Source organism: Burkholderia sp. Ac-20349 (genome assembly GCF_017104865.1).
Taxonomy (GTDB): Bacteria; Pseudomonadota; Gammaproteobacteria; order Burkholderiales; family Burkholderiaceae; genus Burkholderia; species Burkholderia aenigmatica.
On sequence record NZ_JAAGPM010000110.1, the window covers coordinates 1 to 26522 of the forward strand.

The 26522-nt window shown below is 66.6% G+C and carries 23 protein-coding genes and 1 pseudogene; 5 read left to right on the top strand and 19 right to left on the bottom strand.

Annotation, left to right across the window (positions count from 1 at the left end; all coding sequences use genetic code 11):
• Window positions 1–3 precede the first annotated feature (3 nt).
• Window positions 4–648: pseudogene (locus G3N61_RS28260) on the bottom strand (MFS transporter); the annotation flags it as partial.
• Between the two features lie 97 nt (window positions 649–745).
• On the opposite strand from G3N61_RS28260, the gene G3N61_RS28265 reads away from it, so the two are divergent.
• The gene (locus tag G3N61_RS28265; RefSeq protein WP_089449726.1) at window positions 746–1675 is read left to right on the top strand and encodes a LysR family transcriptional regulator; all 930 of its coding nucleotides are present in this window, start codon (window positions 746–748) and stop codon (window positions 1673–1675) included.
• Window positions 1676–1859: 184 nt separating this feature from the next.
• On the opposite strand, the gene G3N61_RS28270 is transcribed toward G3N61_RS28265, so the two are convergent.
• From G3N61_RS28270 to G3N61_RS28300, 7 genes are all read right to left on the bottom strand, one after another.
• Window positions 1860–2693: an OmpW family outer membrane protein gene (locus G3N61_RS28270; protein ID WP_043185246.1), complete on the bottom strand. Its 834-nt coding sequence runs from the start codon at window positions 2691–2693 to the stop codon at window positions 1860–1862.
• An 18-nt stretch (window positions 2694–2711) separates the two neighbouring features.
• Window positions 2712–3953, bottom strand: coding sequence for a DUF2957 domain-containing protein (locus G3N61_RS28275; protein ID WP_043185149.1), 1242 nt, complete (start codon window positions 3951–3953; stop codon window positions 2712–2714).
• Window positions 3954–4094: 141 nt separating this feature from the next.
• Entirely contained in the window at window positions 4095–5528 is a 1434-nt protein-coding gene (locus G3N61_RS28280) for a DUF2957 domain-containing protein (protein WP_043185151.1), read from the bottom strand.
• A gap of 435 nt (window positions 5529–5963) precedes the next feature.
• Window positions 5964–6914: an N-acetyl-gamma-glutamyl-phosphate reductase gene (gene argC / locus G3N61_RS28285; protein ID WP_043185152.1), complete on the bottom strand. Its 951-nt coding sequence runs from the start codon at window positions 6912–6914 to the stop codon at window positions 5964–5966.
• Between the two features lie 153 nt (window positions 6915–7067).
• Window positions 7068–7640 carry a flavodoxin family protein gene (locus G3N61_RS28290; protein ID WP_089449728.1) on the bottom strand — a complete coding sequence of 191 codons (573 nt, stop codon included), beginning with the start codon at window positions 7638–7640 and terminating at the stop codon, window positions 7068–7070.
• Between the two features lie 222 nt (window positions 7641–7862).
• On the bottom strand, window positions 7863–8456 hold the full coding sequence (locus G3N61_RS28295) for a YbhB/YbcL family Raf kinase inhibitor-like protein (RefSeq protein ID WP_089449729.1): 594 nt from the start codon (window positions 8454–8456) through the stop codon (window positions 7863–7865).
• A 242-nt stretch (window positions 8457–8698) separates the two neighbouring features.
• A complete protein-coding gene (locus G3N61_RS28300; protein WP_006752465.1) occupies window positions 8699–9385 on the bottom strand; it encodes an orotate phosphoribosyltransferase in 687 nt (228 codons plus the stop codon).
• Window positions 9386–9845: 460 nt separating this feature from the next.
• On the opposite strand from G3N61_RS28300, the gene G3N61_RS28305 reads away from it, so the two are divergent.
• On the top strand, window positions 9846–12116 hold the full coding sequence (locus tag G3N61_RS28305; RefSeq protein WP_043185157.1) for an NADP-dependent malic enzyme: 2271 nt from the start codon (window positions 9846–9848) through the stop codon (window positions 12114–12116).
• 145 nt (window positions 12117–12261) lie between these two features.
• Here the strand turns inward: G3N61_RS28305 and G3N61_RS28310 are convergent, their stop codons facing one another.
• On the bottom strand, window positions 12262–15852 hold the full coding sequence (locus G3N61_RS28310; protein ID WP_205824111.1) for an indolepyruvate ferredoxin oxidoreductase family protein: 3591 nt from the start codon (window positions 15850–15852) through the stop codon (window positions 12262–12264).
• A 330-nt stretch (window positions 15853–16182) separates the two neighbouring features.
• Between G3N61_RS28310 and G3N61_RS28315 the strand changes: the two genes are divergently transcribed.
• Window positions 16183–16377: a hypothetical protein gene (locus G3N61_RS28315; protein ID WP_089449731.1), complete on the top strand. Its 195-nt coding sequence runs from the start codon at window positions 16183–16185 to the stop codon at window positions 16375–16377.
• A 132-nt stretch (window positions 16378–16509) separates the two neighbouring features.
• On the opposite strand, the gene hppD is transcribed toward G3N61_RS28315, so the two are convergent.
• The gene (gene hppD, locus G3N61_RS28320) at window positions 16510–17607 is read right to left on the bottom strand and encodes a 4-hydroxyphenylpyruvate dioxygenase (RefSeq protein ID WP_089449732.1); all 1098 of its coding nucleotides are present in this window, start codon (window positions 17605–17607) and stop codon (window positions 16510–16512) included.
• A gap of 212 nt (window positions 17608–17819) precedes the next feature.
• Here hppD and G3N61_RS28325 point away from each other — a divergent pair, with 212 nt between their 5' ends.
• Window positions 17820–18344, top strand: coding sequence for an Lrp/AsnC family transcriptional regulator (locus tag G3N61_RS28325; protein ID WP_011350656.1), 525 nt, complete (start codon window positions 17820–17822; stop codon window positions 18342–18344).
• Window positions 18345–18402: 58 nt separating this feature from the next.
• Here G3N61_RS28325 and G3N61_RS28330 read toward each other — a convergent pair whose 3' ends face one another.
• The 8 genes from G3N61_RS28330 to paaA form a co-directional block, all read right to left on the bottom strand.
• Complete coding sequence (locus G3N61_RS28330; RefSeq protein ID WP_164462503.1) at window positions 18403–19050, bottom strand: GNAT family N-acetyltransferase; 648 nt, start codon at window positions 19048–19050, stop codon at window positions 18403–18405.
• A gap of 244 nt (window positions 19051–19294) precedes the next feature.
• Window positions 19295–19900 carry a TetR/AcrR family transcriptional regulator gene (locus G3N61_RS28335; RefSeq protein WP_006482923.1) on the bottom strand — a complete coding sequence of 202 codons (606 nt, stop codon included), beginning with the start codon at window positions 19898–19900 and terminating at the stop codon, window positions 19295–19297.
• 16 nt (window positions 19901–19916) lie between these two features.
• Complete coding sequence (locus G3N61_RS28340) at window positions 19917–20741, bottom strand: DUF1835 domain-containing protein (RefSeq protein ID WP_089449734.1); 825 nt, start codon at window positions 20739–20741, stop codon at window positions 19917–19919.
• Between the two features lie 128 nt (window positions 20742–20869).
• The gene (paaE, locus tag G3N61_RS28345; RefSeq protein ID WP_089449735.1) at window positions 20870–21958 is read right to left on the bottom strand and encodes a 1,2-phenylacetyl-CoA epoxidase subunit PaaE; all 1089 of its coding nucleotides are present in this window, start codon (window positions 21956–21958) and stop codon (window positions 20870–20872) included.
• A 5-nt stretch (window positions 21959–21963) separates the two neighbouring features.
• Window positions 21964–22527, bottom strand: a complete 564-nt coding sequence (paaD, locus tag G3N61_RS28350) for a 1,2-phenylacetyl-CoA epoxidase subunit PaaD (RefSeq protein WP_089449736.1) — start codon at window positions 22525–22527, stop codon at window positions 21964–21966.
• A gap of 25 nt (window positions 22528–22552) precedes the next feature.
• A complete protein-coding gene (gene paaC, locus G3N61_RS28355; RefSeq protein ID WP_089449737.1) occupies window positions 22553–23356 on the bottom strand; it encodes a 1,2-phenylacetyl-CoA epoxidase subunit PaaC in 804 nt (267 codons plus the stop codon).
• Window positions 23357–23366: 10 nt separating this feature from the next.
• A complete protein-coding gene (gene paaB, locus G3N61_RS28360; RefSeq protein WP_010092957.1) occupies window positions 23367–23651 on the bottom strand; it encodes a 1,2-phenylacetyl-CoA epoxidase subunit PaaB in 285 nt (94 codons plus the stop codon).
• A gap of 40 nt (window positions 23652–23691) precedes the next feature.
• Window positions 23692–24693: a 1,2-phenylacetyl-CoA epoxidase subunit PaaA gene (gene paaA / locus G3N61_RS28365; protein ID WP_205824112.1), complete on the bottom strand. Its 1002-nt coding sequence runs from the start codon at window positions 24691–24693 to the stop codon at window positions 23692–23694.
• Window positions 24694–24890: 197 nt separating this feature from the next.
• Between paaA and G3N61_RS28370 the strand changes: the two genes are divergently transcribed.
• Window positions 24891–26162 (top strand): SGNH/GDSL hydrolase family protein, encoded by a 1272-nt coding sequence (locus tag G3N61_RS28370; protein ID WP_205824113.1) that lies wholly within the window; start codon window positions 24891–24893, stop codon window positions 26160–26162.
• 159 nt (window positions 26163–26321) lie between these two features.
• Here G3N61_RS28370 and G3N61_RS28375 read toward each other — a convergent pair.
• On the bottom strand, window positions 26322–26522 hold a 201-nt coding region (locus G3N61_RS28375), incomplete at its 5' end, for a hypothetical protein (RefSeq protein ID WP_205824114.1).

The window sequence follows — 26522 nt, forward strand, 5'->3', positions numbered from 1 at the left end:
CTATGCGAGCAGCGCGCGATAGCCGGCCGTGATCGACGGCGTGCGCGACGGCAGGCGCAGCGCGAGCACGACGGCGATCGCGGCGTTCGCGAGCGCGGCCAGCACGTAGAACCCGCGCCAGCCGGCCGAGCCCGCAATCAGGCTCGCGAGCGGCCGCGACAGCAGGATGCCGAGCATCAGTCCGCTCATCACGTTGCCGACCGCGCGGCCGCGCTGCGCCTCGGGTGCCATCGACGCGGCCATCGGCACGAGCATCTGGATCACGCTCGACGCGGCGCCGGCCACGAGCGTCGCCAACAGGAACACGGTGCCCGACCGCGTGAACGCTGGCAGCGCGAGCGCGGCCGCGCAGGCGGCCAGCGTCACGACGATCAGGCGGCGGTTCTCGAGCAGGTCGACCAGCGGGACGAGCAGCACGAGCCCGGCCGCGTAGCCGAGCTGCGGCAGCATCGCGACGAGGCCGGTCAGGCCGGGCGGCAGGTGCAGGTCGGCGCTGATCGGGCCCGTCAGCGGTTGCGCGGCGAACAGGTCCATCACGATCACGCCGACCGTCGCGGCGAAGAACAGCGTCATGCCGGCGCTCAGCGCGGGCGGCGCGCTGGCGGACGTGCGAACGGCGGCGGGGCAAGGGTTGGCGGGGCAGTTCATCGGAAACCTGGCGAGTGGGTCGAAGGAGTACCCATCGTAGGTGTCCGATGTTTATGCGACAATTGAAATATCTCTAACATGATTATGCGAGTTTGTTTTGAATACGCGTGATCTCCAGGCATTCGTCGCGGTGGTCGACAGCGGGTCGATGGTCGCCGCGGCCGCGAAGCTCCACCTGACGCAGCCGGGCCTGACGCGGCGCGTGCAGAACCTCGAAACGCTGCTCGGCATGCCGCTGCTCGACCGGCAAAGCAAGCCGCTGAAGCCGACCGCCGCCGGACGCGACGTCTACGCGCTCGCGCGCAACGTGCTGGGCGCGGTCGACGAACTGATGGCGGCGGGTGCGCCGGACAGCGAGCCATCGGGCGAGCTGCGCATCGGCGTGCCGCCGTTCCTGTCCGAGCTGGCGCTGGAGCAGCCGATCGACCGGCTGCGCGACGCGTTTCCGCGCCTCACGCTGCGGGTGACGGCCGGCTGGTCGCCGGCGCTGATGCAGGGCGTCGAGCGCGGCGCGCTCGACGTCGCGGCCGTGATGGTGCCGGCCAGCGCGGCGCTGCCCGATGCGTTCACGTCGACGCTGCTCGGCACGCAGCCGACGGTGCTCGTCGCCGCGCGCGACTATCCGCTGCCGGACGGTCCGCTGTCGATCGATACGCTGTCGGGTTATCCGTGGGTGCTGAGCCAGGACGGCTGCGGGATGCGTTCGGCGCTGAGCCGCTCGCTCGGCGCGGCCGGGCTGCCGTTCGATGTCGCGGTCGAGGCGTTCGGCTCCGAGCTGCAGCTGTCGCTCGTCGCGCGCGGCGCGGGCATCGGCATTGCCGCGCCGAACGCGCTGGCGCGCAGCGCGCATCGCGATGCGCTGAGGGTGGTGGAAACGGTGGGGCTGGAGACGCGGATCAACGTGTGGATCGTCCACGGCGCGCTGCCGGGCCGTCTGGTGCGGCCTGTCGCGCTGCTGCGCGATGCGCTGGGCGAGGTACTCGACCAGGTAAACAGGGCGGGGTCAGATGCAATGAACGCCGTCTAGAGGCGGCATTCGAGGGAAAATCCTTATTTTCTCTACGGAAATGTTGCAATGCGGAAACCGATTCGCTATAGTTGCACCTGTCTCCTCCATGTCTCCTCTGATATGGATTCAGCCCGCCTCTTAGGCGGGCTTTTTTTTGCCTGCGATTTTGTCGCGGCCTTCCATTCGTCGTCCGTCGCGGCGCTCAGAACTTGTACGTCATCCCGACGTAGCTGATGATCGGGTCCGCCTTCAGGTCCGATTTCGACTCCGAGAGCACCGTGCCGTCGGCCGCCTTGATCGTCACCGTCGACGTCGTCTTCAGCGGAATGTACGTCACCGACGCGATCAGCCCGAAGTGCTCGGTCATGTTGTACTGCAGGCCCGCGTTGAACACCGGCTGCCATGACGACGACGCCTTCGCTTCCACCGATGTCGTACCCGGCTTGCCCGCGCCCGCCGCGAGAATCGCGCCGAGGTTGTCCTGCGTCTGCTTGATGAAGTTCGTGTTGAGCTGCAGATCGCTGAACCAGTTGTACGACACGCCGAGGCCGAGGAACGGCCGGAACTTCGCGGTCGCCGCGCCGAAGTAGTACTGCAGCAGCATCGCCGGGCTCCACTGCCGCACGCTCTTCACGATCGGGTTGACCGACGCCAGCCCGATGTTCTGCGTGCCGAGCGCGCCGGCGGGGCCGGGCGGCTTGATCGTGCCCTGGCCCGACACCTTGAACACCGGCGGCACGCCGGCCACCGACGTCACCGCGATGTGGTCGGTGAGGAAGTGGCTGACCGTCAGGCCGACCGTGTCGGCGCCGCTCGTGCGCAGCCCGGTGCCCGGCGACGTGAACGACGGCGGCAGCCGCAGCGGCGTGTTGATCGGCGTCGGCGCGACGTTGGTCGTCATCGGCGTGCTGCTCTGCTGCGGCATCACGTGGAACCAGCCCAGCGTGACGACGTTGCTGCCGGCGCTCTGCGCGTGCGCCGCGAGCGGCGCCAGCACGGCGGCGCCGGCCGCCGCGCAGAGAAGGGTTTTCTTCATCACGGCTTCCCCCTCCGCTTACTGGACGAACGCGCCGATCGTGAAATACGGCGTCGATCCGGCATTGTCGAGGAACCCGAACACGCCACCCGTGAAGATGAACTTGCCGGTCGGCGTCGCGCTGCTGGCACCCGTATGGATCGTCGTGACCGTGCCCGGCACCGTCTGCGTGTAGTCGAGATCGAGTGCGGTCGCGAGCGACGCCTGCGACGCGTTGAACGGATCGAGCAGCGTGGCCTGCTTGTCGGTCAGCGCGGTGGTGCGGTAGTCGAACTGGCTGTCGACGCCGATGTACTCGCCGTTCTGCGAGCCGACCGCGATCGTCGTCTGCGGCGCGAGGATCGAGATGCTCGATTCGTCGTCGGCGGTGAGGCCCGGCACGCCGTTGCTGTCCGGCGTCGGGTTCGGGTTCGCGACGCCCGTGCGCACGAGGATCGGCACGAGCTGGTTGCGCAGCTTGCCGACGATCATGAAGCCCTTGCCCTGCGGTGTCGCCGACAGCGTCGGTTTCAGCTGGCTCGCGTAGTTGTTCGACTGGAACGCGCCGCTGCCGTCCGCCGACTGCACGAAGTTCGTGCCTTGCTGCGTGCACGCGCCGCCGGCGAACTGGCCGGTCGTGTCGCACTTGGTCCAGCTGCCGTCGGCGTTGATCGTCACCTTCGCGTCGATCGATGCCGGCGCGAATTTCTGCGACGGCACCTCGCCGAAGCCCGTGTGACTGTATGTGCCCGCCACCTTCGTGATGTCGGTCTCGATCGACGAGAAGCCGATGAACGGGTAGTACGGGAATTTCGTGTCGGGCACCGCGGCCTGGCCGAGCACGCCGTTGAACTGGATTTCCTTGCCGGGAATCGTGCCGCCCGCGACGCCCATGCCGACGAAGATGCGCGCCGGGCGCGACGGATCGAGGCTCGCGCCGTTCAGGCGGAACGCGCACTGGTTCAGCTTGTTGGTCGGCAGCAGCGTTTCCTGCGTGAGCGTGCCGCTGTCGACGGTGCCCGCACGGGTCGGCACGACGGTGCCGGTCGTTTGCGGCACCGGTGATTCGACATAGGTGACCTGCCAGGTCATCTTGGTCGTGTCGAGCTGGACCTTCGCGAGTTCGCCGCTGCCCGCGCCACCCGTAAACACGGTGCTGTAGTCGAGCGTGGCAGGACAGAGCCGGTCTTCGACGAGCGGGGGCGGATTGCTGTCGCCGCCACCGCAGGCAGAAAGAAGGGGGGCGGCAAGGGCCGCCGCCAGAATGAGGTTGCGCTTCATGTTGCTCCTCCAGATTTGTCTTGTGCGGCGGCCAGCTCCCTGTCGGCCGCTTCTGTTGGTTGTGCTCGTCCTGCCTGCGCCGTGCCGCGCGCTCGTGCGTTCCGCGACGGCGGCCAGCCCGCCGTCGCGTCCTCGTTCGCTCTACTTGCTGATCTGCGCGCCCACGCCGAAGTACGGTGTCGACGACGTGGTCGAGTTCGCCGACGTCGACGTGACGCCGCCGTTCACCGTGCCCTGGATCAGCGCCGCGTACAGCCCGCCCGTCGCGATCACCACGCCCGATGCGGACGGGTAGTTCGCGCCGCTCGGCGGCGTCGTCGTCGCGTTCAGCAGGCCCGGTGTCGTCTGCCCGTAGTCGAGCGTGAAGCCGTCTTCCTCGACCTGCGTGCTCGGGTTGATGAACGACGCGTTGCCGCCGCGGATCAGGGCTGCCGTGTACTTGAAGTTCGAGTCCGCACCCGCGTAGCCGCCGTCGATCGTGCCCGACGTGATCGCCGTCGCCGCGCCGAGCACCGCGATGCCCGATTCGTCGTCGACCTGCGCATCGGTATGCAGCGGCGCCGTGCCGAGGTTCACGTTGCCCGTACGCACGATCACCGGCACCGTCGCGCCGTTGAGCTGGCCGATCACCATGTGCGCAGTCGCCGACTTGCCGGTCGCGCCGATGAGCGGCAACTGCGTTTGCGGTAGCGTCTGCGGCGCCTTCGTGCTGTCGAAGTAGCCGCCGTTCGCGGTGTTCGCGGTCCACGGGTTGCCGGTCGTCTGGCAGCCGCCCGAACTCGTCGACGTGCAGGCGCCGTTCCCGTCGAACGTCTCGCTCGAGTTCGTGCCCTTCGTCGCGTAGTTGCCCGACGGCACGAGGTGGTAGATCAGCGCGTTGTACGTGCCCGGCAGCTTCGTGATGTCGGTCGTCGTGTTCGCGAAGCCAAGGAACGGATAGAAGTCGAAGTGGCGCTTCGGCACCTGGCCGACGTTCTGGTAGAGCACGACCGGGCCGAGCGCGATCGTCAGCCCGTCGTACTGGACCGTCGCACCCGGAATGCCGCCGCCCGCGACGCCCATGCCGACCAGCAGCATCGGCGGGTTCGCCTGGTTGAAGTCGGCGGCCGTCGAGTAGGTGGCGCCGCTCGGCGCCTTGCCCGTGCCCGGCGTGAGGATGAACGCGCAGCGCGTCTGCTCGGCGGTCGGCAGCACGCCGGCCGGCGGGTGCATGACCGCGCCGGTGATCGTCGTGCCGGCGCGGCTCGGCGTGACCGTGCCGGTCGCGAGCGGAATCGGCGATTCGAGCCACTTGAGCGTGTAGGTCATCGCCACGGCGTCGATGTTGACGCTGACGATCTCGCCGCTACCGGCGCCGCCGAGATACGTGCTCTTCACGATGTCGGCGTCGGCCGGGCACAGCGAGCCGTTGATAGGCTGCGACGGCGGCGGCCCTTGCGTGCCGCAGCTGGAACCGGAACATTGGGGCGCGTTGATCGGCGCGACCGCGCCGCCGGAATCTCCCCCTCCACATGCAACCAGGAAAGGGGCAATGGCAAAGGCCGTTGCCACCCCCTTCGATAAGGTGTGCGACATGCCGCTGTCTCCAATCGTTTAATTGTGCGAGCTAATGTCGCCGCCTTGATTTTTGCTGTCAATTGATGAACCCGTCTAAAAAAGGCGATTGAAACGGGTATCGTGTTTTGAGCCCTTGTCTGACGCGGCATTCGGTAAGAATTTAAACGTGAGACGGGCCGCCGGAAGCTGCCGGAGTGGGGGATGTGCGACGCCGGGCAGGCCGGCGGAGAGCCTTCCTGCGTATAACGGCAGCGTTTAAAGCGGCGGTATCCGGTATATCCCTATTCGGGATTGACTGGATAAAGACGGGGCGAAATTAATTCACTGGTAATCGCGCAATGGAAAGCTTGTAAATAATTGTAAATGCGCGATCCGGGATTTTTTATATATTGCCCGATACGGGTAAATAAAAAGCCGGCCAGTGGCCGGCTTTGCATGGCATGCGGTGCTGAATCAGCGTTTGAGACCGGCGTCCTCGGCCGCGCCGATGTTCAGGTTCATGCACTGGATCGCGGCGCCCGACGCGCCCTTGCCGAGGTTGTCGAGGCGCGCGACCGTGACGAAGCGCTCTTCGTTGCCGAACACGAACAGGTCGACCCGGTTCGTGTCGTTGTTCGCCTGCACATCGAAGAAGCCGCCGTCGAGGTTCGCGTCCGCATCGAACGGCGCGACGCGCACGAATGCTTCGTCCGCGTAGTACTCGGCGAACACGCGCTGCACGTCCTGCGGCGTCGCACGCTTCGCGAGCTGCTCGGGCGTGAAGTAGGTCGTCACCGCGAGACCTTTCAGGAACGGGCCGACGATCGGCGTGAAGATCGGCGGGTTCGCGAGGCCCGTGTGCGCGGCCATTTCCGGCAGGTGCTTGTGCGCGAGGCCGAGCGCGTACGGGCGCGGGCTCGCGAGCTTGCCGCCCGGCGCCGCGCTTTCGTAGTCGGCGATCATCGACTTGCCGCCGCCGCTGTAGCCGGTGATCGAGTAGCTGTGCGCGGCGAACGTCGGTGCGACGATGCCGGCATCGACGAGCGGACGCATCGCGAGCACGAAGGCCGACGCGTGGCAGCCCGGCACGGCGATGCGCTTCGACGTGCGAATCTTCTCGCGCTGCGTGCGGGTCAGTTCCGGCAGGCCGTACGCCCAGTCGGCGCTGGTGCGGAACGCGGTGCTCGCGTCGATCAGCGTCGTGTTCGGGTTCTCGACGAGCGAGGCCGATTCGCGCGATGCGACGTCCGGCAGGCACAGGAACGTGACGTCCGACGCGTTGATCAGGCGGCGGCGCTCTTCGACGTCCTTGCGCTTCGCTTCATCGATGCGCAGGATCTCGATGTCGCTGCGTGCCGACAGGTATTCGAAGATCTTGAGGCCGGTCGTGCCTTCCTGGCCGTCGACAAAAACTTTGGTGCTCATTTCGCTCTCACTGAATGAAACGGGGGCCCGCGCCCTGAAACCGCCATTTTAAGACGTCATCCGGCGGGCCTGCACCGCGCGGGGCGAAAAAAAGACGGCCGGCGGGCCGTCTTGTGTCCCTTTGGCGCCCGGCGGCGCGGGCGCGGGGTGTGCTCAGCTGCGGCCGGCGACCCAGCGGGCCGTCGCTTCGGCGACCCGCCGGCCGAACGCCTTCCCGGTTTCGAGGTCGCCCGGCAGCGGGCCTTCGTCGGGCGTCGCGTCCGCCGGCGACTGCGCGAGCAGGCCCGTCGAGCCGCCCAGGTAGTTGATGTCGTTGCGCGTGGCCGCCTTCGAGTTGGCCGGCATCAGGCTCGTGCCGACCCACACCATCCCATGCTGCATCGCCAGCGTGACGAAATATTGAATCGTCGAGAACTTGTCGCCGTTCATCGTCGCGGAGTTCGTGAAGCCCGCGGCGATCTTGTCCTTCCATTTCTGCGTGAACCACGCTTTCGACGTCGCATCGGCAAACTGCTTGAACTGCGCCGACGGGCCGCCCATGTAGGTCGGCGCGCCGAACACGATCGCGTCGGCTGCGTCGAGCGCGGCCCAGCCCGCGTCGTCGACGTCGCCGACGGCGAGCAGGCGCACGGTCGCGCCGGCGTCCTGCGCGCCCGTGTGAACGGCCTCGGCCAGTTTCTGCGTGTGACCGTAGCCGCTGTGATAGACGATGACGATGTTCGACATGAGGCGTTCTCCGGAAAGGAACGGGGACGGCGGACCGCAGGTGCGCCGTGTCACGCGTCGCCGGCGGGCGGCGCGACGGATGCGCGGCGTGGCGCCGCGACCGGTGACGACGAGTCTAGCAAGCCGAAATGACGGGAAAACGCGCGGGTGCGGCGGACGGAATTTCGCGGCAGCAGGCAATCGCAGTGCGGCGGCGCGGCCGCGCGCAATGCCCGACGCTCGCTACTGCCCGTAGTTGACCGTGAGTTGCGCGGTGCCGATCGCCAGCGTGCCGATCTCGTGCTCGAACATCGGCGCGGGGCGGCCCTGCGCGACGCGCAGGTCGTCGCCCTTGAGCGCGTAGACGGTGATCACGTAGCGGTGTGGCTTGCCGGGCGGCGGGCACGGGCCGCCGTAGCCGTCGATCCCGAAGTCGTTGCGCGCCTCGCTCGCGCCGATGCGCCGCAGGAAGCCGGACGCGCTCGCGTCGGCGGGCAGGCTCGTGACCGTCGCCGGAATGCCCGCCACTGCCCAGTGCCACCAGCCGTGCCCCGGCGCGTCGGGATCGAAGATCGTGACCGCGTAGCCGCGTGTGCCGGGCGGCGGGTTGTGCCAGGCGAGCTGCGGCGAGTGATTGCCGCCCTTGCAGTCGCCGCGGTCGAACACGTTCGCGGCGCGGACGTGCCCGCCCGGCGTCAGGTCGTCGCTCGTCACGGTGAACGCGCCTTCCGCATGCGCGGGCAGGGCAGTGAGGGCGGCGGCGTAAAGGAGGGCGGCGAGGAACGGCGACGGGCGACCCGCTGGCGCAGGCGGAGTGATCCGGCGATCCACACGCATATGGCGCTTCTCCCGTCACGTAGGCCGGACCGATGCTTCCGGCGTTGTTGGCGTTGTGCGTTGCCCGCGCAGCTGATGGCAGCGATGGATCAAGTCTAGCATTAGGGTTCGATGAGCGATGCACGCAGCGACCCGTGGTCGCGATCGCTTCCTGCGCGAATCGACGGACGAAAAAAAAAGCCGCCCGCGGTGAAGCGGGCGGCTTGTTCAGCCAGGACGCCGGCCTGCGGGCCGGCGCGGCGTCATTCCTTCGGGGCCGTCGCGCCGCCGTGCGCAGCCGACCACTCGGCCGGTGCGTGCAGGAATTTCTCGACTTCGTCGAGCGTCTTCGTCTCGAAGTAGCCCGACGCCTTCGCGACGCGCAGCACGTCCCACCACGTGGCGAGCGCGTGCAGGTCGACGTCGATGTCCTTCAGGACCGACACGCTTTCCTTGAAGATGTTGTAGTGGAACAGCACGAAGCAGTGGTTCACCGTCGCGCCCGCGGTACGCAGCGCGTTGACGAAGTTGATCTTGCTGCGGCTGTCGGTCGTCAGGTCTTCCACGAGCAGCACGCGCGAGCCTTCTTCCAGATGGCCTTCGATCTGCGCGTTGCGGCCGAAACCCTTCGGCTTCTTGCGCACGTACTGCATCGGCACCATCATCCGGTCGGCCAGCCATGCCGCGAACGGGATACCGGCCGTTTCGCCGCCGGCCACCGAGTCGATCTGCTCGAAGCCGACGTCGCGCATGATCGTCGTTTCCGCCATTTCCATCAGCGCGCGGCGCACACGCGGATACGAAATCAGCTTGCGGCAGTCGATATAGACGGGGCTTGCCCAGCCGGACGTGAAGATGAACGGTTTTTCTGCATTGAAGTGCACTGCCTGTACTTCGAGCAGGATTTTGGCGGTCGTATCCGAGATCGACTGACGATCGTAGCCTGTCATGGGCATTCCTTGGGTGATGAGCGAAGAGCGGGCGCGGGCCCGGTGGCGCAGCAAGGGGAACCTGCCCAGGGGGCCGGGGCGCGATCGGAGGGCCAATCGCATCGCTGCGCGCGTAGCCCGCTATTTTACCCGATTCAGGCCGGTTTTCGGCGGAATTCGCGCGGGTTCACCCCGCGGCTCACCACCGGCGAAACAACTGGGGCCTGACCTCTCGCGCGCTGATGCGGAGGATGCGGCGCTGCACCAACATGCGTCATTTAGGGGGTGTACACTAGGCGACCCTTAGAAATCGTTCAGTACTTTGTACTTTCCTCTTGCCACCCGCCAAGGTTCGATGGCGTGCCGACCCGGCGCGTCGCGTGCCGTCTCGCAGTCGATCACCCTCTCGATTCAAGCAGACGCGGCCGAAGGTGCAGCGTACTGAACCGTCAATATTTCGCATGTCTCTCGCAGGTCAATCATGGACGAACAACTGAAGCAGGCCGCACTGGCTTATCACCTGAACCCGAAACCCGGCAAGATTTCGGTCACCCCGACCAAGCCGCTGTCGAACCAGCTGGATCTGTCGCTCGCGTATTCGCCGGGCGTCGCCGCTGCGTGCGAAGCGATCCACGCCGATCCGCTCGACGCGCAGAAGTACACGTCGCGCGGCAACCTCGTCGGCGTCATCACGAACGGCACCGCCGTGCTCGGCCTCGGCAACATCGGCCCGCTCGCCGCGAAGCCGGTGATGGAAGGCAAGGGCTGCCTCTTCAAGAAATTCGCGGGCATCGACGTGTTCGACATCGAACTGTCGGAGTCCGACCCCGACAAGCTCGTCGAGGCGATCGCGATGCTCGAGCCGACGCTCGGCGGCATCAACCTCGAGGACATCAAGGCGCCGGAGTGCTTCTACATCGAGCAGAAGCTGCGCGAGCGCATGAAGATCCCCGTCTTCCACGATGACCAGCACGGCACCGCGATCATCGCGTCGGCTGCGATCCTGAACGGCCTGAAGGTCGTCGGCAAGAAGCTGTCCGAAGTGAAGCTCGTGTGTTCGGGCGCGGGCGCTGCGGCGATCGCGTGTCTGGACCTGCTGGTGAACCTCGGCCTGACCAAGTCGAACATCCTCGTCGCCGATTCGAAGGGCGTGATCTACGAAGGGCGCGGCAACCTCGACCCGTCGAAGCAGCGCTACGCGGCGACCACCGATGCACGCACGCTCGCCGACGCGATCGTCGGCGCGGACGTGTTCCTCGGCTGCTCGAGCGCGGGCGTGCTGAAGCAGGACATGGTCAAGACGATGGGCGACCGCCCGCTGATCCTGGCGCTCGCGAACCCGGAACCGGAAATCCGCCCGGAAGACGCGAAGGCCGTGCGCCCGGACGCGATCGTCGCGACCGGCCGTTCGGACTACCCGAACCAGGTCAACAACGTGCTGTGCTTCCCGTTCATCTTCCGCGGTGCGCTCGACGTCGGCGCGACGACGATCACGGAAGAAATGAAGCTCGCATGCGTGCGCGCGATCGCCGAGCTGGCGCAGGAAACCGACCAGAGCGAAGAAGTCGCGAAGGCGTATGAAGGCCACTCGCTCGAATTCGGGCCGGACTACCTGATTCCGAAGCCGTTCGACCCGCGCCTGATCATCAAGATTGCGCCGGCCGTCGCGCAAGCCGCAATGGATTCGGGCGTCGCCACCCGTCCGATCCAGGACATGGACGCGTATCGCGAGCAGCTCGGCGCGACCGTCTACCGCACCGGCATGGTGATGCGCCCGGTGTTCGCGACCGCGAAGCAGAAGCAGGCCCGCATCGTGTTCGCCGAGGGTGAAGACGAGCGCGTGCTGCGTGCCGCGCAGTTCGTGCTGCAGGAAAAGATCGCGAAGCCGATCCTCGTCGGCCGTCCGTCGGTCATCGACATGCGCCTCGCGAAGATCGGCTCGAAGCTGAAGGCCGGCACCGATTTCGAAATCGTCGATCCGGAAGACGATGCGCGCTACCACCGCTACTGGCAGGCGTATCAGGAGATCGGCGCGCGTGACGGCGTGACGCCGGAAGTCGCGAAGGCCGCGATGCGCAAGTTCAACACGCTGATCGGCGCGATGCTCGTGCACCTGGGCGACGCGGACGGGATGATCTGCGGGATGATCGACACGTTCCACAGCCACCTGAAGTTCATCGAGCAGGTGCTGGGCCGTGCGAAGGGCGCCGAGCACTTCGCGGCGATGAACCTGCTGATGCTGCCGGGCCGCAACCTGTTCGTGTGCGATACGTACGTGAACGAGCTGCCGAGCGCCGAACAGCTCGCCGACATGACGATCCAGGCCGCGGCCGAAATCGAGCGCTTCGGCATCGCGCCGAAGGCGGCACTGCTGTCGAACTCGAACTTCGGCAGCGCGCCGTCGTCGTCGTCGCGCCGGATGGGCGAGGCCCGCAAGCTGATCGTCGAACGCGCACCGAACCTGGAAGTCGACGGCGAAATGCACGGCGACGCGGCGCTGTCGGAAATGATCCGCAAGCAGGCCTTCCCGGGCACGACGCTGTCGGGCGAAGCGAACCTGCTGATCATGCCGAACGTCGAAGCGGCAAACATCGCGTACAACCTGCTGAAGATGGTCGGCGGCGAAGGCGTGACGGTCGGCCCGTTCCTGCTCGGCGCAGCGAAGCCGGCTCACATCCTGACGCCGGCCGCGACCGTGCGCCGGATCATCAACATGACGGCGGTTGCCGCCGCGAACGTGAACACGAAGTAAGTCCACGCCCGCGTGTGCCGCGCTTCACGCGCGGCGCAATGAAAAACGCCACGGAACCTGCGTTCCGTGGCGTTTTTTTATTGTGACGTGAGCCGGTAGCCGCTCGCCGGCGGGCATCCGGACCGCGAATGCCCGCCGCGTGCCGTTACGCGACCTGCTGGTGCGACTGGCCGCCGGCCGGCGCACGCCACTTCGCGAGCAGCGTGTTCCACTTCTGGCGTACCGCGCGCAGGTTGTTCTCCTTCACGTGGCCATAGCCGCGAATGCCGTCCGGCAGCGCCGCGAGCTCGAGGGCGAGCGGGCGGTTGGCCGCGTTCAGCTTTCCGAGCACCTCGCCGATCAGCGCTTCGTACTCGCCGATCAGCGCGCGCTCGGTGCGACGCTCCTCGGTACGGCCGAACGGGTCGAGCCCCGTGCCGCGCAGGAACTTCGCCTTCGCGAGCAGCCGGAACGCCGACATCATCCACGGGCCGTACGCCTTCTTCACGAGATGGCCGTGTGCATCCGTCTTTGCGAACAGCGGCGGCGCGAGGTGGAATTTCAGCTTCCAGTCACCTTCGAACTGCGCGGTCAGGCGTGCGAGGAACGCCGGATCGGACTGCAGCCGTGCGACCTCGTATTCGTCCTTGTACGCCATCAGCTTGAACAGGTTGCGCGCGACCGCTTCGGTCAGCTGCTCCTGCACCGTGTCGCCGTCTGCCAGCGCACGCTCTGCCGCGCGCACCTTGTCGACGAACGCCGCATAGCGCGATGCGTACGCGGCATTCTGGTACGCGGTGAGGAATTCCACACGCTTCGCGATCAGGGCATCGACCGCCTTCTTCGTGTGCAGCGCAATCACCGTGGCGCCTTGCGCGGGGCGCGCGTCGCCGGCCGCGGCCTGTTTCACGCTCGCCAGGTCGTGCGCGGCGCGGCGGCCCCAGTCGAAGGCCGCGCGGTTCTTCTCGACCGATACCGCATTCAGCTCGATCGCGCGGACGAGCGACGCGAGCGTGAGCGGCAGCCAGCCTTTCTGCCACGCGTAGCCGAGCACGAACGGGTTCGTGTAGATCGCGTCGCCGAGCAGCGCGACCGCGAAGCGGTTCGCGTCGATGAAGTCGACGGCTTCGCCGGCCGCCGCACGGATGTCGTTTTCGGCGGACAGGCCCGGGAACGCCCAGTTCGGGTTCTTGATGAACTCGGCGGTCGGCGTCTGCGCGCTGTTGACGACCACGCGCGTCGTGTCGTGCCGCATCCGCGACGTGCATTCGTCGCCGGCCGTGACGATCGCGTCGCAGCCGATCACGAGGTCGGCTTCGCCCATCGCGATCCGGGTTGCGTGGATGTCGGTCGGCGCGTGCGAGATCTGCACGTGGCTCATCACGGCGCCGCCCTTCTGCGCGAGGCCAGTGACGTCGAGCACGGTCACGCCCTTGTTCTCGAGGTGCGCGGCCATCCCGAGCAGCGCGCCGATCGTGACGACGCCCGTGCCGCCAACGCCCGTGACGAGCACGCCGTATGCGCGGTCGATGTCCGGCAGCGTCGGTTCAGGGATCGGCGGCAGTGCGTTACCGTCGACCGACACGGCCTTCGGCTTCTTCAACTGGCCGCCCTCGACCGTGACGAAGCTCGGGCAGAAGCCCTTCACGCACGAGAAGTCCTTGTTGCAGCTCGACTGGTTGATCTGGCGCTTCGTGCCGAATTCGGTTTCCAGCGGCTCGACCGACAGGCAGTTCGACTGCACCGAGCAGTCGCCGCAGCCTTCGCACACCGCGTCGTTGATCACGACGCGCTTCGCCGGGTCCGGATACGTGCCGCGTTTGCGGCGGCGGCGTTTCTCGGTCGCGCAGGTCTGGTCGTAGATCAGGATCGTCGTGCCTTCGATCTCGCGCAGCTCGCGCTGCACGTCGTCGAGCTGGTCGCGATGATGGATCGTCACGCCCGGTGCGAGCAGCGTCTTCTGGCTGTCGTACTTTTCCGGCTCGTCGGTGACGATCACGATCTTCTTCGCGCCTTCCGACGCGAGCTGGTGCGTGATCTGCGGCACCGTCAGCACGCCGTCGACCGGCTGGCCGCCCGTCATCGCGACGGCGTCGTTGTAGAGGATCTTGTAGGTGATGTTCGCCTTCGACGAGATCGCCGCGCGCACCGCCAGCAGGCCCGAGTGGAAATAGGTGCCGTCGCCGAGGTTCGCGAACACGTGCTTCTCGTCCGTGAACGGCGCCTGGCCGATCCACGGCACGCCTTCGCCGCCCATCTGGCTGAAGGTGCTCGTGCTGCGGTCCATCCACACGGTCATGTAGTGGCAGCCGATGCCGGCGATCGCGCGCGAGCCTTCCGGCACATTGGTCGACGTGTTGTGCGGGCAGCCCGAGCAGAACCACGGCTTGCGCTCGGTCTGCACGTGCGGCTTCGCGAGCGCCATTTCCTTCGCGGTGATCACGGCGAGCCGCGCGGCGATGCGTGCGCGCACGTCGGACGGCAGCTCGAACTTCTCGAGGCGCGTCGCGATCGCCTTCGCGATGATCGCGGGCGACAGCTCGTAGTGCGCGGGCAGCAGCCAGTTGCCCATCGGCACCGACCATTCGCCGCCGGCGCCGTCCTTTTCGTCGAACTTGCCGAACACGCGCGGCCGCTGGCCGTCGGGCCAGTTGTACAGCTCTTCCTTGATCGCGTATTCGAGGATCTGGCGCTTTTCCTCGACCACCAGGATTTCGTCGAGGCCGCGCGCGAACGCCTGCGCGCCCTGCGCTTCGAGCGGCCACACGCAGCCGACCTTGTAGAGCCGGATGCCGATCCGCGCGCAGGTTTCATCGTCGAGGCCGAGGTCGGTCAGCGCCTGGCGCACGTCGAGGTACGCCTTGCCGCCGGTCATGATCCCGAAGCGCGCGTGCGGCGAATCGATCTCGATGCGGTCGAGCTTGTTCGCGCGCACATAGGCGAGCGCCGCGTACCACTTGTAGTCGAGCAGCCGTGCTTCCTGCACGAGCGGCGGGTCGGGCCAGCGGATGTTCAGCCCGCCGTCCGGCAGGATGAAGTCGGTCGGCAGCACGATCTCTGTGCGATGAGGGTCGATGTCGACCGATGCCGACGATTCGACCACGTCCGTCACGCACTTGAGCGCGACCCACAGGCCCGAGTAGCGGCTCATTGCCCAGCCGTGCAGGCCGAAATCGAGATATTCCTGCACGTTGGACGGGAACAGCACCGGCAGCCCGCAGGCCTTGAAGATGTGTTCGGACTGGTGCGCGAGCGTCGACGATTTCGCCGCGTGGTCGTCACCGGCGAGCACCAGCACGCCGCCGTGCTGCGACGAGCCGGCCGAGTTCGCGTGCTTGAATACGTCGCCCGTGCGGTCGACGCCCGGGCCCTTGCCGTACCACATGCCGAACACGCCGTCGTGCTTCGCGCCGGGGTACAGGTTGACTTGCTGCGAGCCCCACACGGCGGTGGCGGCGAGATCTTCGTTGAGGCCGGGCTGGAAGACGATCTGGTGGGCTGCCAGGTGCTGCTTGGCTTTCCAGAGCGACAGATCGAGGCCGCCGAGCGGCGAACCGCGATAGCCGGAGATGAAACCGGCGGTATTGAGACCGGCGGCACGGTCGCGTTCCTGCTGGAGCATCGGCAGGCGCACGAGGGCCTGGATGCCGCTCATGTACGCGCGACCGCGTTCCAGTGTGTATTTGTCATCAAGCGTGACGGACTTCAGCGCGGCTTCCAGGGACGCGCGTTGGCCTGCGTCTAGCGGGGCATTCATTAACAGTCTCCTCCACCCAGTTTGGGATCACCAAAACTCGACTGCTTCGGGCATCTTGTGGACGCGTCGGCAGTGGCCGGCATATTGGCCGGTTTTAAGCGATGGTAGCACTGGGGCAAACCCGCCGCCCATCGGTTGGAACGCGGGGGAATTGCGGCGGCGCATCAGAAAAACAGGGTGGAACCATGCGTTACATCATGTAAAAGCATGTAAAGCCGGGTTCATCTGCGGGCAAATGCCGTTAATCTTGTCGGCCTGCCGGAGGTGCCCGGTCGCGTTGGCTTGTTTCGACGCAATCGGGGAGGCGCCGGCAGTTTTACAGGAGGTGCAATGAACACACGTCATATCCAGAGTTTCCTGATCGTGTCCGCCGCGTTTTTCTCGATGACGGGCCCGGTGCACGCGCGAGGCGCAAGCGCACTGGCGGCAGCCGGCGCGCAGATGCAGCAGATCGTGCCGGCCCAGGACGCCGTCGCGCAGCCGTCGGCCGAGCGCGCCGTCGCGTCGAAGGCGAACGCGCGTTGATCCGGTCGCGCGGCCTGCGGGCCGCGCCGGAATGCAAAAAGGGCGGGAATCCAAGGATTCCCGCCCTTTTTCTTTGTGCCGCCGGATCGTGCGGGCTGCCGGGTTGCCCCGGGCAGCCGTCCGCCGGATGCGTCAGGCCTTGTCCTGCACGACGCCGCGACGGATCTGGTCGAGTTCGATCGATTCGAACAGCGCCTTGAAGTTGCCTTCGCCGAAGCCCTGGTTGCCCTTGCGCTGGATGATCTCGAAGAAGATCGGCCCGATCTGGTTCTCGGTGAAGATCTGCAGCAGCAGGTCGTCGCGCGCGCCGTCGATCAGGATCTTGCGCTTCTTCAGTTCTTCCAGCGATTCGCCGTGGTCCGGTACGCGGCGATCGACCAGTTCGTAATACGTGTCGATCGTGTCGAGCAGCTTCACTTCCTTGCTGCGCAGGCCGTCGACCGCCTGGTAGATGTCGCTCGCGCCGAGCGCGATGTGCTGGATGCCTTCGCCGTGGTACGCGTCGAGGTATTCCTGGATCTGGCCGGCCGTATCCGAGCCTTCCTCGTTGATCGGGATGCGGATCTTGCCGCACGGCGACGTCATCGCCTTCGACTTCACGCCCGTCACCTTGCCTTCGATGTCGAAGTAGCGCACTTCGCGGAAGTTGAACAGGCGCTCGTAGAACTCGGCCCATTCCTGCATGCGGCCGCGATGCACGTTGTGCGTCAGGTGGTCGATATAGGTGAGGCCGTGGCCGACCGGGTTCGGGGTCGCGCCGGCGATCGGCTCGAAATCGACGTCGTAGATGCTGATGTCGCCGATTGCGCCCGGCTGCGCGCCGTTCTTGCCGCGCCAGCGGTCGACGAAGTAGATCAGCGAATCGCCGATGCCCTTGATCGCCGGGATGTTCAGCTCCATCGGGCCCGTCTTGTTGTCGAAGCCCCAGGCGCCGAGTTCCAGCGCGTGCTGGTACGCCTTCGCGGCGTCCTGCACGCGGAACGCGATGGCGCAGATCGACGGGCCGTGCAGGCGCGCGAAGCGTTGCGCGAACGAATCGGGTTCGGCGTTGATGATGAAGTTGATGTCGCCCTGGCGGTACACCGTCACGTCCTTGTGGCGGTGGCGCGCGATCGCGGTGAAACCCATCCGTTCGAACAGTTGTCCGAGCGCTTTCGGGTCCGGTGCCGTGTATTCGATGAATTCGAAGCCGTCGGTGCCGACGGGGTTGTCCCAGTTCGGGATCTGCATGGCGTGTCTCCTGTGGGGGCGATCGGCCGGGGCGGTGTGCGCATACCCGGCGTGGTTCGATGTCGAACGTGGCACACGCGGCGGCGTGCGCGACGACTCGGTACGTGCGACAGAGTGTAGCGGGCAGCCGCGAGCGTAAACTTGCGAACTTAATTGCCTGAACCTACGATGGCGCAATTTCCAGTCTCTAACTACTCATTGGAGGGCAGAAGATGGCGCAAGCCGAATTGGATGCCATCGACCGGCGGATTCTCGCGATTCTTCAGGAGAACGGGCGCCTGTCGAACCAGGAGATCGCCGAGCGCGTGAACCTGTCGCCGAGCCCGTGCCTGCGGCGGATCCGACGGCTCGAGGAGATCGGCGTGATCACCGGCTATGTCGCGCTGCTGAATCCGCAGAAGCTCGGGCTCGACCTGCTCGCGTACGTGAGCGTGCGGCTCGAGAAGCGCGGCGGCCTGGCGCCGGTGCGGGCCGATGAAACGTCGGCGCGCGCGGGCGCGACCCATGCGGAGCTGTTTCGTGCGGCCGTGCAGACCTGGCCGGAAGTGGTCGCGTGCCACGCGATGACGGGGGACATGGATTACCTGCTGCGCGTGCAGGTCGAGGACATGGCGCATTTCTCCCGCTTCGTGCAGGAGCATTTGCTGCATCACCCGTCGGTGATCGACGTGAAGACGAGCTTTTCGCTCGAATGCTTCAAGGAGACGACGGCGTTGCCGATTCGTTCGGTGCGCTAGTGCGCGGCGGGGCAGGGGGAGGCCGGGCGCGCGGCAGGCGCGGCCCGGCTGGCCGACATTACGCCGTCAGGGCGGCGGGCATCAGCGATTCGATGAACTTCGTGGTGCGGCGCGCCTGGCGCTTCATCGCGTAGTCGAACACCGCGGCCTGCTCCTGCAGCATCTCGGCGATGATCGTCGAGTGGTCGGCCGGCGGCAGCGACAGGTACGCATCGGCTTCGCCGTACGCATACTCGATCCGCATCCCGGATTTCTTCGCGATGTGCATCATCGTCGCGTTACGCGACAGGCAGTGCATGTACAGCATCGTCACGTGCGTGTTGCGGCTGCGGATCGCCGCGCGCTCGAACAGCTTCGAGCCGACGCCGCGGCCGCGTGCGCTTTCGAGCACCGACACGCCGAATTCGGCCGTGCGCTTGTCGCCCTCGGCCGGCAGGTAGGCCAGGTGGCCGACGCCGATCAGTTCGAGGTCGTGGTCGAACACGCCGAACACGGTGTCGCGGCCGAAGTCGATCGTGCGGACATAGTTCTCGATCACGTGGTCGGGCACCATCTGGCCGAAGCGCAGCAGGCGGTCCTCTTCGTCGAGCGAGAGAAAGTGGGTGAGCATTTGCTCACGGTCTTTGGAAGCCAGTTCCCTGACGAGAACCGGCGCACTACCGGCGTTGCCGACGACATCGGCAGTGCCGTTGAATTGCGTGTTCATCGTGGGTTCCTCAATGTGTGACCGTACAGCGGGTTGTGCAATGCAACAGCATTTTACCCGACCGTCAGCCCCCGGATTGGGGAAAACCCGTATTTAACGATGTTTAAGCTGGAGGATGAATTCTAAATCTGCTTAGTTAATTGGCTATCTATTTGATTTTTAAGCAATTTAAAATTCATCATATGAAATGCGCGGCGGGCGGTCGCAGTGTGCCCGTCGCGCAACGTTTGCTGCTGCGCGGCAATCAGGCGGCCGTCGACAGCCCGCGTTCGATCAGGTCGATCACCTGCTCGGCGAAGTCGCGGTAGCCGAGGCGGCCGCCGGGCTTCAGCCAGGTGAACGTCCAGTTGATCATCCCGAACACCATCATCGTCACGGACGTCTGGTTTTCCTTCGAGATGCGGTCCGGGTACGCACGCGCGAGCTGTCGCGTGAACGCCGCGACGATGTCGCGCTGGCGGTCGAGCACGATTTCGCGCTGCGCGTCCTCGAGATACTTCACGTCGTTGAGCAGCGCGACGTGGCGGCTGTGCGATGTCTCGTACTCGGCGAGGAACGCGCGCACGAGCTCCGCGAACGCATCGCGCTCGCTGAGGCCGCGCCGCTGGCTCGCCCCTTCGACCTCGGCGATGATCAGCATCAGCCGTTTCGTGTAGCGGTCGAGCAGGTCGAACAGGATCGCTTCCTTGCTCTCGTAATAGTGATAGAGGCGTGCCTTCGACGTGCCGCTCGCGGTCGCGAGATCGGACATCGACGTGCTCGGGTAGCTCGTCTGAGCGAATTTCTCGGCGGCCAGATCGAGGATCTGCTCGCGCTGGGATTCGTGGTCGGGCGCTCGGGTACGGGCCATGGTCGAATACGGAAGATTAGCGGTGCGGGGTGGCCGCGCGGGCTGCGCGCACCTGCGTGGAAGAGAGGGCGTCGGACGCGTCGTCCTGCAGCTCAAGCCGGCCGGCTGCCGCGAGCTCGCGGCAGCGCCACCAGGCGATCGAGTCGCTGACGAACAGCCCGCCGCGGTCGGCGTCGGCCATGATGCTGCCGACGAGGCGCCCCGCGGGCAGCCAGTCGGCTTCCGCGCGCGCGACGATCAGTGCGTCGAGATCCGCGTAATGGCCGCTCTTGATCGTGTTGCTGACCCAGTAGCGCAGCTCGGCGTTCAGGTGCTTCGCCTCCTGCCATTCGAGCGCGAGGCGGCCGATGCGCAGTACCGAGATCGGCGCGGCGACCGGCCGCTTGCGCGCCAGTTCCGCGGGCGAGAACATGCCGGTCGCGCATGCCTGGTCGGTGCGCGACAGCGACGCGCGCTGCGCGGTGTCGAGATCGGCGGCCGACAGCCGTACTTCGTTCAGGCGTTGCGGGACGTTGCGCAGGTGATAGGCGACGCGGCGCAGCAGCAGCTTGTCGCCGACGCTCGGCGCGTGCCACACGACGACCTGGCCCGTATCCATCGCGAGCTGGTCGAGGCGTGCGAACTCGCTTTCGATCTCTGCGTTCCAGTCGGGAATCCGGTCGCCGAGCACGCGCTGCCAGAAGACGGCGCGCGTGTCGGGTGCCTCGTCGGCGCCCTTGAGCGGCCCGACACCGAGGTCGTCGAGCAATCCGACGACGAGCTCGTCGCGTCCGGCTTGCGCGAGTGCTTCGCGCAGCGACTCGGCGGCGGTGCCGCCCTGAATCACATGAATGGTACTCATCGGCCTGTCGTCAACAAAAGAAAACCGCCGGCCGGGCGGACGTTGCGATGTCCAGCCGGCCGGCGGCCCCTAGTGTAAGCGAGATGTGTGACGGCGAGAAACCGTCCGGCGCCGCGACGCGACGTCGCTCAACGCTCGTCGAAGCTCACGACGACCTTGTCGCTGATCGGGTGGCACTGGCACGTGAGCACGAAACCATCCTTCACTTCATGCTCCTCGAGCGTGTAGTTCTTCTCCATCCGAACTTCGCCTTCGAGCACCTTCGCCCGGCACGTGCAGCACACCCCGCCCTTGCATGCGTACGGCAGCGCGAGGCCCGCGCGCAGGCCGATATCGAGCAGGCTCACGCCTTCGTACGGCAGGCGCAGCTTGCGCTTCTTGCCGTCGAGCACGATTTCCAGGTCGGCCGCCGGCGTCTGGTCGGTGATTTCGACGACCGGGGCGCCGGCCTGCGGCAGCGGCGTGCCGAAGCGCTCGACATGCACCTTCGCCTGCGGCACGCCGGCCGCCTTCAGCGCGGCTTCGGCCGCATCCATCATCGGCGCGGGGCCGCAGATGAACGCCTCGTCGATCGCGTCGGCCGGCATCAGCGTGCCGAGGAATTCCGCGCATTTCGCCTGGTCGAGCACGCCGTTGAACAGCTCGACGTCCTGCTGGTCGTCCGACAGCACGTGATAGAGGACGAAGCGGTTCATGTAGCGGTTCTTCAGGTCCTCGAGCTCCTCCGCGAACATGATCGCGTCGACGCTGCGGTTGCCGTAGATCAGCGTGAACGTGCTGCGCGGCTCCAGTTCGAGCGTCGTTTTCACGATCGCGAGCACCGGCGTGATCCCGGAGCCGCCGGAAAACGCGACGTACTGCTTGCCGTGGTCGGCGTTCAGGTGCGTGAAGAACCGGCCGTCCGGCGTCATCACGTCGATCGTGTGGCCCGGCTTGAGCGAGTCGAACGCGAAGTTCGAGAAGCGGCCGCCGCGCACGCGCTTGATGCCGATGCGCAGTTCGCCGTCACGGTCGTAGTCCGTCGTGCCGACGCAGATCGAATACGAGCGGCGCGTTTCCTCGCCGTCGATGTGGGTCTTCAGCGTGACGAACTGGCCCTGCGTGAAGCGGTACGCGTCGCGCAGCTCGGACGGCACGTCGAAGGAGACGGTCACGGCGTCGGCGGTCTCGGGCCGCACGTCGCGGATACGCAGCGGATGAAATTGCGGGGTCGCCATATCGATTAATAGGGTTTGAAGTAGTCGAAGGGTTCGCGGCAGTCGACGCAGCGATACAGCGCCTTGCAGGCCGTGGACGCGAATTGCGCGAGACGCTCGGTACGGGCGGAGCCGCAGCGCGGGCACGCGGGCGCCGCGACGGGGCGCGGCACGAAACGCACGACGTTCTCCCGCGGCGCGGCGGTGCCGCACTGGCCGACCGGCGGCGCGATGCCGTACGCGCGCAGCTTGTCGCGCGCTTCCTGCGTGATCCAGTCGGTCGTCCAGGCGGGCGCGAGCACCGTCTCGATCCGGTGCGGCGGCAGGCCGGCGGCCTGCAGCGCGGCGGCGATGTCCTCCGCGATCTGCGACATGGCCGGGCAGCCCGAGTAGGTTGGCGTGATCACGACTTCGAGCTGGCCGTCGTCCGCGTGGCGGACGTCGCGCAGGATGCCGAGCTCGCGGATCGACACGACCGGGATCTCGGGGTCGGGCACGGCTTCGAGCACGTCCCATGCACGGGCGAGCAGCGGGTCGGCGTGGCGCGCGGCACGCACGGCGTGAGCGGGGGCGGCGGTCTGGACGGACATCGTCGGGCTCCGTTAGGGCGGCTGGTTACCAGCTCGCGCCGGGATGCTGGCGCGCGAGGCTCTGCATTTCGGCGAGCAGGTAGCCCATGTGTTCCGAGTGCTCGCCCTGCTTGCCGGTCGTCACGTGCTGCACGGGGGCCGGCAGCGTGAGCGTCGCCTCCGCGAGCGCGTCGTCGACGTCCGCGCGCCATGCCGCTTCGAGCACGGCCGGCGCGGGGGCAATGCCCGCGGCGGCGACCGCATCGTCGATCGCATCGGCGGCGAAGCATTCGCGCGTGTACGGCGTCAGGTAGTCGAGTGCGTCCTGCGCACGACGGTGCGATTCGTCGGTGCCGTCACCGAGGCGAACCAGCCACTCGCGTGCGTGCTGCACGTGATAGCGGGTTTCCTTCACCGATTTCGCGGCGATCGCGGCGAGCTGCGTGTCGGTCGACGTTTCCAGTGCGCTCCACACGTGCAGCATCAGCGCCGAGTACAGGAAGTTGCGCACGATCGTGACCGCGTAGTCCTTGTCGGCGTGTGCGGTACCGGCGATCGGACCGTAGTGCGGCAGCTCGGCGAGCGTGAAGTTCGCGAACTCGCGCTCGGTGCGGAAGTACGCATAGTCGTCCTCGGTCTTCGTCGCGCCGGTGAGCTGGCGCTCGAGTTCGGCCGCATGCGTATACAGCATGCGCGCCTGGCCGATGAGGTCGAGGCTCATGTTGGTGAGCGCGATGTCTTCCTCGAGGATCGGGCCGTGGCCGCACCATTCGGCGTTGCGCTGACCGAGGATCAGCGTGTTGTCCGCGAGGCGCAGCACGTAGGAGAGGTGTTCGGGCGTGATCGTCATGGCGCGGGCGTTACATGTGGTTGACTTCGTCGGGCAGCGTGTAGAACGTCGGGTGACGGTAGATCTTGTCGCCCGCGGGCTCGAACAGCTCGGCCTTCTCGTTCGGATCCGACGCGGTGATCGCCGACGACGGCACCACCCAGATGCTCACGCCTTCCTGGCGGCGCGTGTAGACGTCGCGCGCCATGCGCAGCGCCATCGACGCGTCGGCGGCGTGCAGACTGCCGCAATGCTTGTGGTCGAGCCCCTGCTTGCTGCGCACGAACACTTCCCAGATCGGCCATTCCTTGTTCATCACTTTCTCCTGAATCCTGAATTCGATGGTGTGCCGCCGCTCAGGCGGCGTGCTGTTCGGCGCGCGCGCGGCGCTTGGCTTCGTGAGCGAGTGCGGCTTCGCGCACCCATGCACCGTCCTCGTGCGCTTTCACGCGGGTCGCGAGGCGTTCCTTGTTGCACGGGCCGTCGCCGTCGTTGACCACGCGCCAGAATTCGTCCCAGTCGATCGTGCCGTAGTCGTGATGGCCGCGCGCCTCGTTCCACTTCAGGTCCGGGTCGGGCAGCGTCACGCCGAGCACCTTCGCCTGGTCGACCGTCGCGTCGACGAACTTCTGCCGCAGGTCGTCGTTCGAGATCCGCTTGATGCCCCATTTCGCGGACTGGCTGCTGTGGACCGAATCGGCGTCGCTCGGGCCGAACATCATCAGCACCGGCCACCACCAGCGGTTCACGGCCTGCTGGACCATCGCGCGTTGTGCGTCGCTGCCCTTCATCATCGACAGCAGCGCGTCGAAACCCTGGCGCTGGTGGAACGATTCTTCCTTGCACACGCGGATCATCGCGCGCGCATACGGGCCGTACGTGCAGCGGCACAGCGGGATCTGGTTCATGATCGCGGCGCCGTCGACGAGCCAGCCGATCACGCCGACGTCGGCCCAGGTCGGCGTCGGGTAGTTGAAGATGCTCGAGTATTTCGCCTTGCCGGCGAGCAGCGCGTCGATCAGCGAATCGCGCGAGACGCCGAGCGTTTCGGCCGCGCTATAAAGATAGAGACCGTGGCCGGCTTCGTCCTGGACCTTCGCGAGCAGGATCGCCTTGCGCTTCAGGCTCGGCGCGCGCGAGATCCAGTTGCCTTCCGGCAGCATGCCGACGACTTCCGAGTGCGCGTGCTGCGAGATCTGGCGAACCAGCGTCTTGCGATAGGCGTCGGGCATCCAGTCCTGCGGCTCGATCTTGCCGTCGGCGGCCATGACCGCATCGAACCGCGCCTGCTCGGGCGACTCGGCTGCGGCGTCGAGCGGCGCGACGTTGCCGGGGATGTCGAGGGATTGCGTGTACATGGCGAGGCTCTCGTCCGGTTGAATGTGTGCGAAGTATAAACCAACCGACCGGTCGGTTAATAAATTTCTTGCGGATTTGCGGCGAGACTCGGGTAAACGAGGGACGTCGGGGCGCGATCGGGCGACGTGAGGGTGGCCAACACGTGGGGCCGCGTCTTCTGCGGCACAATGCCCGCTTTCCGACGAGGATTTTGCCGATGTCATTCCGAAGCAGTATCGCCGCGGCCGTGTTGGGCGCGGCTGTCTTTGTCTCGCCGCTCGTGGCGTCGGCTTCGGCCGCGCCGGCCGGATGGGTTGCCGCGTGGGCGACCGCACTGCAACCGATTCCCGACCTTGCCGCACCGCCGCCGCTCTATCGCGCGCCCGATGTGGCCGGACGCGCCGTGCGCCAGATCGTCTATCCGACGGTGTCGGGGCGCGCCGCACGGATCCGCGTCAGCAATGCATACGGTCGTGCGCCGCTGGTCGTCGAGGCGGCGAGCCTCGCGCGCGCCGGTGAAGGCGCGGCACTCGCCGGCGGTGCGGCTGTGCCGGTCCGGTTCGGCGGCAAGGCGTCGGTGACGCTTGCACCGGGCCAGGAACTCGAAAGTGATCCGGTGGCGATCGATGTGGCGGCCGGGCGTCCGTATGCGATCAGCCTCCAGATGGGGCCGAATCAACGGATGACGGTCTGGCATCGCGTGTCGAATCAGTTCAATTACGTGTCCGCACCGGGCGATCACGTGAGTGACCCGGGCGCCGCCGCGTTCCGCACCCGTTTTACCCAATATGTGTGGGTGACCGAGCTCGCAGTCGAGACCGGTTCCGCGCGCGCCAGCGTAGCCGCGATCGGCGATTCGATCACCGACGGGCTGCGCTCGAGCGTGAACCGAAATCGCCGCTGGCCGGATGCGCTTGCGCATCGGCTGACCGCTGCCGGCGTGGAGTCGATCGGCGTCGCGAACCTTGGTATCAGCGGGAACCGGCTGCTCAGCGATTCGGCGTGCTACGGCGCGTCGCTGGCGTCGCGTTTCGAGCGCGATGCACTGTCGCGGGCAGGTGTGAAGGCGGCGATCGTGCTGATCGGGATCAACGACATCAACTTCGCGGCGATGCCGCCGCGCGCGGGGCTCGATTGCGACCACCCGCATACGCAGGTCACGGCCGCGTCGCTGATCGACGGCTACCGCCGGCTGATCGACGCGGCGCACCGTCAGGGCGTGAAGGTCTTCGGCGCGACGCTGACGCCGGCCGGGCTGCCGGCGGGGCGCGAGGCGATCCGCCTTGAGGTGAACCGGTGGATCCGAAGCGGTAGCGGGTTCGACGGTGTGGTCGACTTCGATGCGGTGCTGCGCGATCCGGCGCGCCCGAGCGTGCTGCAGCGTCGCTACGATAGCGGCGACGGCATTCATCCGAGCGACGCCGGCTACACGGCGATGGCCGACGCAGTGCCGGTCGAGCAACTGCAGGCTGCAGTGGGCGGCAAGTGATGCCCCTCTATATATAGCGAGAAGTATTGCCGGCGGCAGGGAGGTCGGCGGCGTCACGCGGCCTGTCGAGCCCCAAGCCCTCGTGCGCGGTAGCGCACGGGGGCTTTTTCAAAATATTTTCACAAAGGGGCTTGCGCAGTTGGGGGCGGGTGCCTACAATCACGCCTCTTTCGCGCTAACGGAAACGCGGCGCGGAAGAGGGAGGCAAGGTTGGCGGTGTGCTGGAGTCTGAGGCGCGCCACTGGCCTGGAAGTTGAGCCCCGCAGTCGCAACGATGTAGTAAAAAAAGTTGTTGACGAAATGCGAAACACGGTTCATAATCTCGCTTCTCTGCTGCTGAAAACGCAGCGCTGCTGAGAA

Excerpts from the sequence above, each read along its gene's own strand:
- G3N61_RS28270 (WP_043185246.1), bottom strand. The coding sequence starts at position 2,693 with ATGAAGAAAACCCTTCTCTGCGCGGCGGCCGGCGCCGCCGTGCTGGCG.
- G3N61_RS28275 (WP_043185149.1), bottom strand. The coding sequence starts at position 3,953 with ATGAAGCGCAACCTCATTCTGGCGGCGGCCCTTGCCGCCCCCCTTCTT.
- G3N61_RS28280 (WP_043185151.1), bottom strand. The coding sequence starts at position 5,528 with ATGTCGCACACCTTATCGAAGGGGGTGGCAACGGCCTTTGCCATTGCC.
- argC (WP_043185152.1), bottom strand. The coding sequence starts at position 6,914 with ATGAGCACCAAAGTTTTTGTCGACGGCCAGGAAGGCACGACCGGCCTC.
- G3N61_RS28290 (WP_089449728.1), bottom strand. The coding sequence starts at position 7,640 with ATGTCGAACATCGTCATCGTCTATCACAGCGGCTACGGTCACACGCAG.
- G3N61_RS28295 (WP_089449729.1), bottom strand. The coding sequence starts at position 8,456 with ATGCGTGTGGATCGCCGGATCACTCCGCCTGCGCCAGCGGGTCGCCCG.
- G3N61_RS28300 (WP_006752465.1), bottom strand. The coding sequence starts at position 9,385 with ATGACAGGCTACGATCGTCAGTCGATCTCGGATACGACCGCCAAAATC.
- G3N61_RS28305 (WP_043185157.1), top strand. The coding sequence starts at position 9,846 with ATGGACGAACAACTGAAGCAGGCCGCACTGGCTTATCACCTGAACCCG.
- G3N61_RS28310 (WP_205824111.1), bottom strand. The coding sequence starts at position 15,852 with ATGAATGCCCCGCTAGACGCAGGCCAACGCGCGTCCCTGGAAGCCGCG.
- G3N61_RS28315 (WP_089449731.1), top strand. The coding sequence starts at position 16,183 with ATGAACACACGTCATATCCAGAGTTTCCTGATCGTGTCCGCCGCGTTT.
- hppD (WP_089449732.1), bottom strand. The coding sequence starts at position 17,607 with ATGCAGATCCCGAACTGGGACAACCCCGTCGGCACCGACGGCTTCGAA.
- G3N61_RS28325 (WP_011350656.1), top strand. The coding sequence starts at position 17,820 with ATGGCGCAAGCCGAATTGGATGCCATCGACCGGCGGATTCTCGCGATT.
- G3N61_RS28330 (WP_164462503.1), bottom strand. The coding sequence starts at position 19,050 with ATGAACACGCAATTCAACGGCACTGCCGATGTCGTCGGCAACGCCGGT.
- G3N61_RS28335 (WP_006482923.1), bottom strand. The coding sequence starts at position 19,900 with ATGGCCCGTACCCGAGCGCCCGACCACGAATCCCAGCGCGAGCAGATC.
- G3N61_RS28340 (WP_089449734.1), bottom strand. The coding sequence starts at position 20,741 with ATGAGTACCATTCATGTGATTCAGGGCGGCACCGCCGCCGAGTCGCTG.
- paaE (WP_089449735.1), bottom strand. The coding sequence starts at position 21,958 with ATGGCGACCCCGCAATTTCATCCGCTGCGTATCCGCGACGTGCGGCCC.
- paaD (WP_089449736.1), bottom strand. The coding sequence starts at position 22,527 with ATGTCCGTCCAGACCGCCGCCCCCGCTCACGCCGTGCGTGCCGCGCGC.
- paaC (WP_089449737.1), bottom strand. The coding sequence starts at position 23,356 with ATGACGATCACGCCCGAACACCTCTCCTACGTGCTGCGCCTCGCGGAC.
- paaB (WP_010092957.1), bottom strand. The coding sequence starts at position 23,651 with ATGAACAAGGAATGGCCGATCTGGGAAGTGTTCGTGCGCAGCAAGCAG.
- paaA (WP_205824112.1), bottom strand. The coding sequence starts at position 24,693 with ATGTACACGCAATCCCTCGACATCCCCGGCAACGTCGCGCCGCTCGAC.
- G3N61_RS28370 (WP_205824113.1), top strand. The coding sequence starts at position 24,891 with ATGTCATTCCGAAGCAGTATCGCCGCGGCCGTGTTGGGCGCGGCTGTC.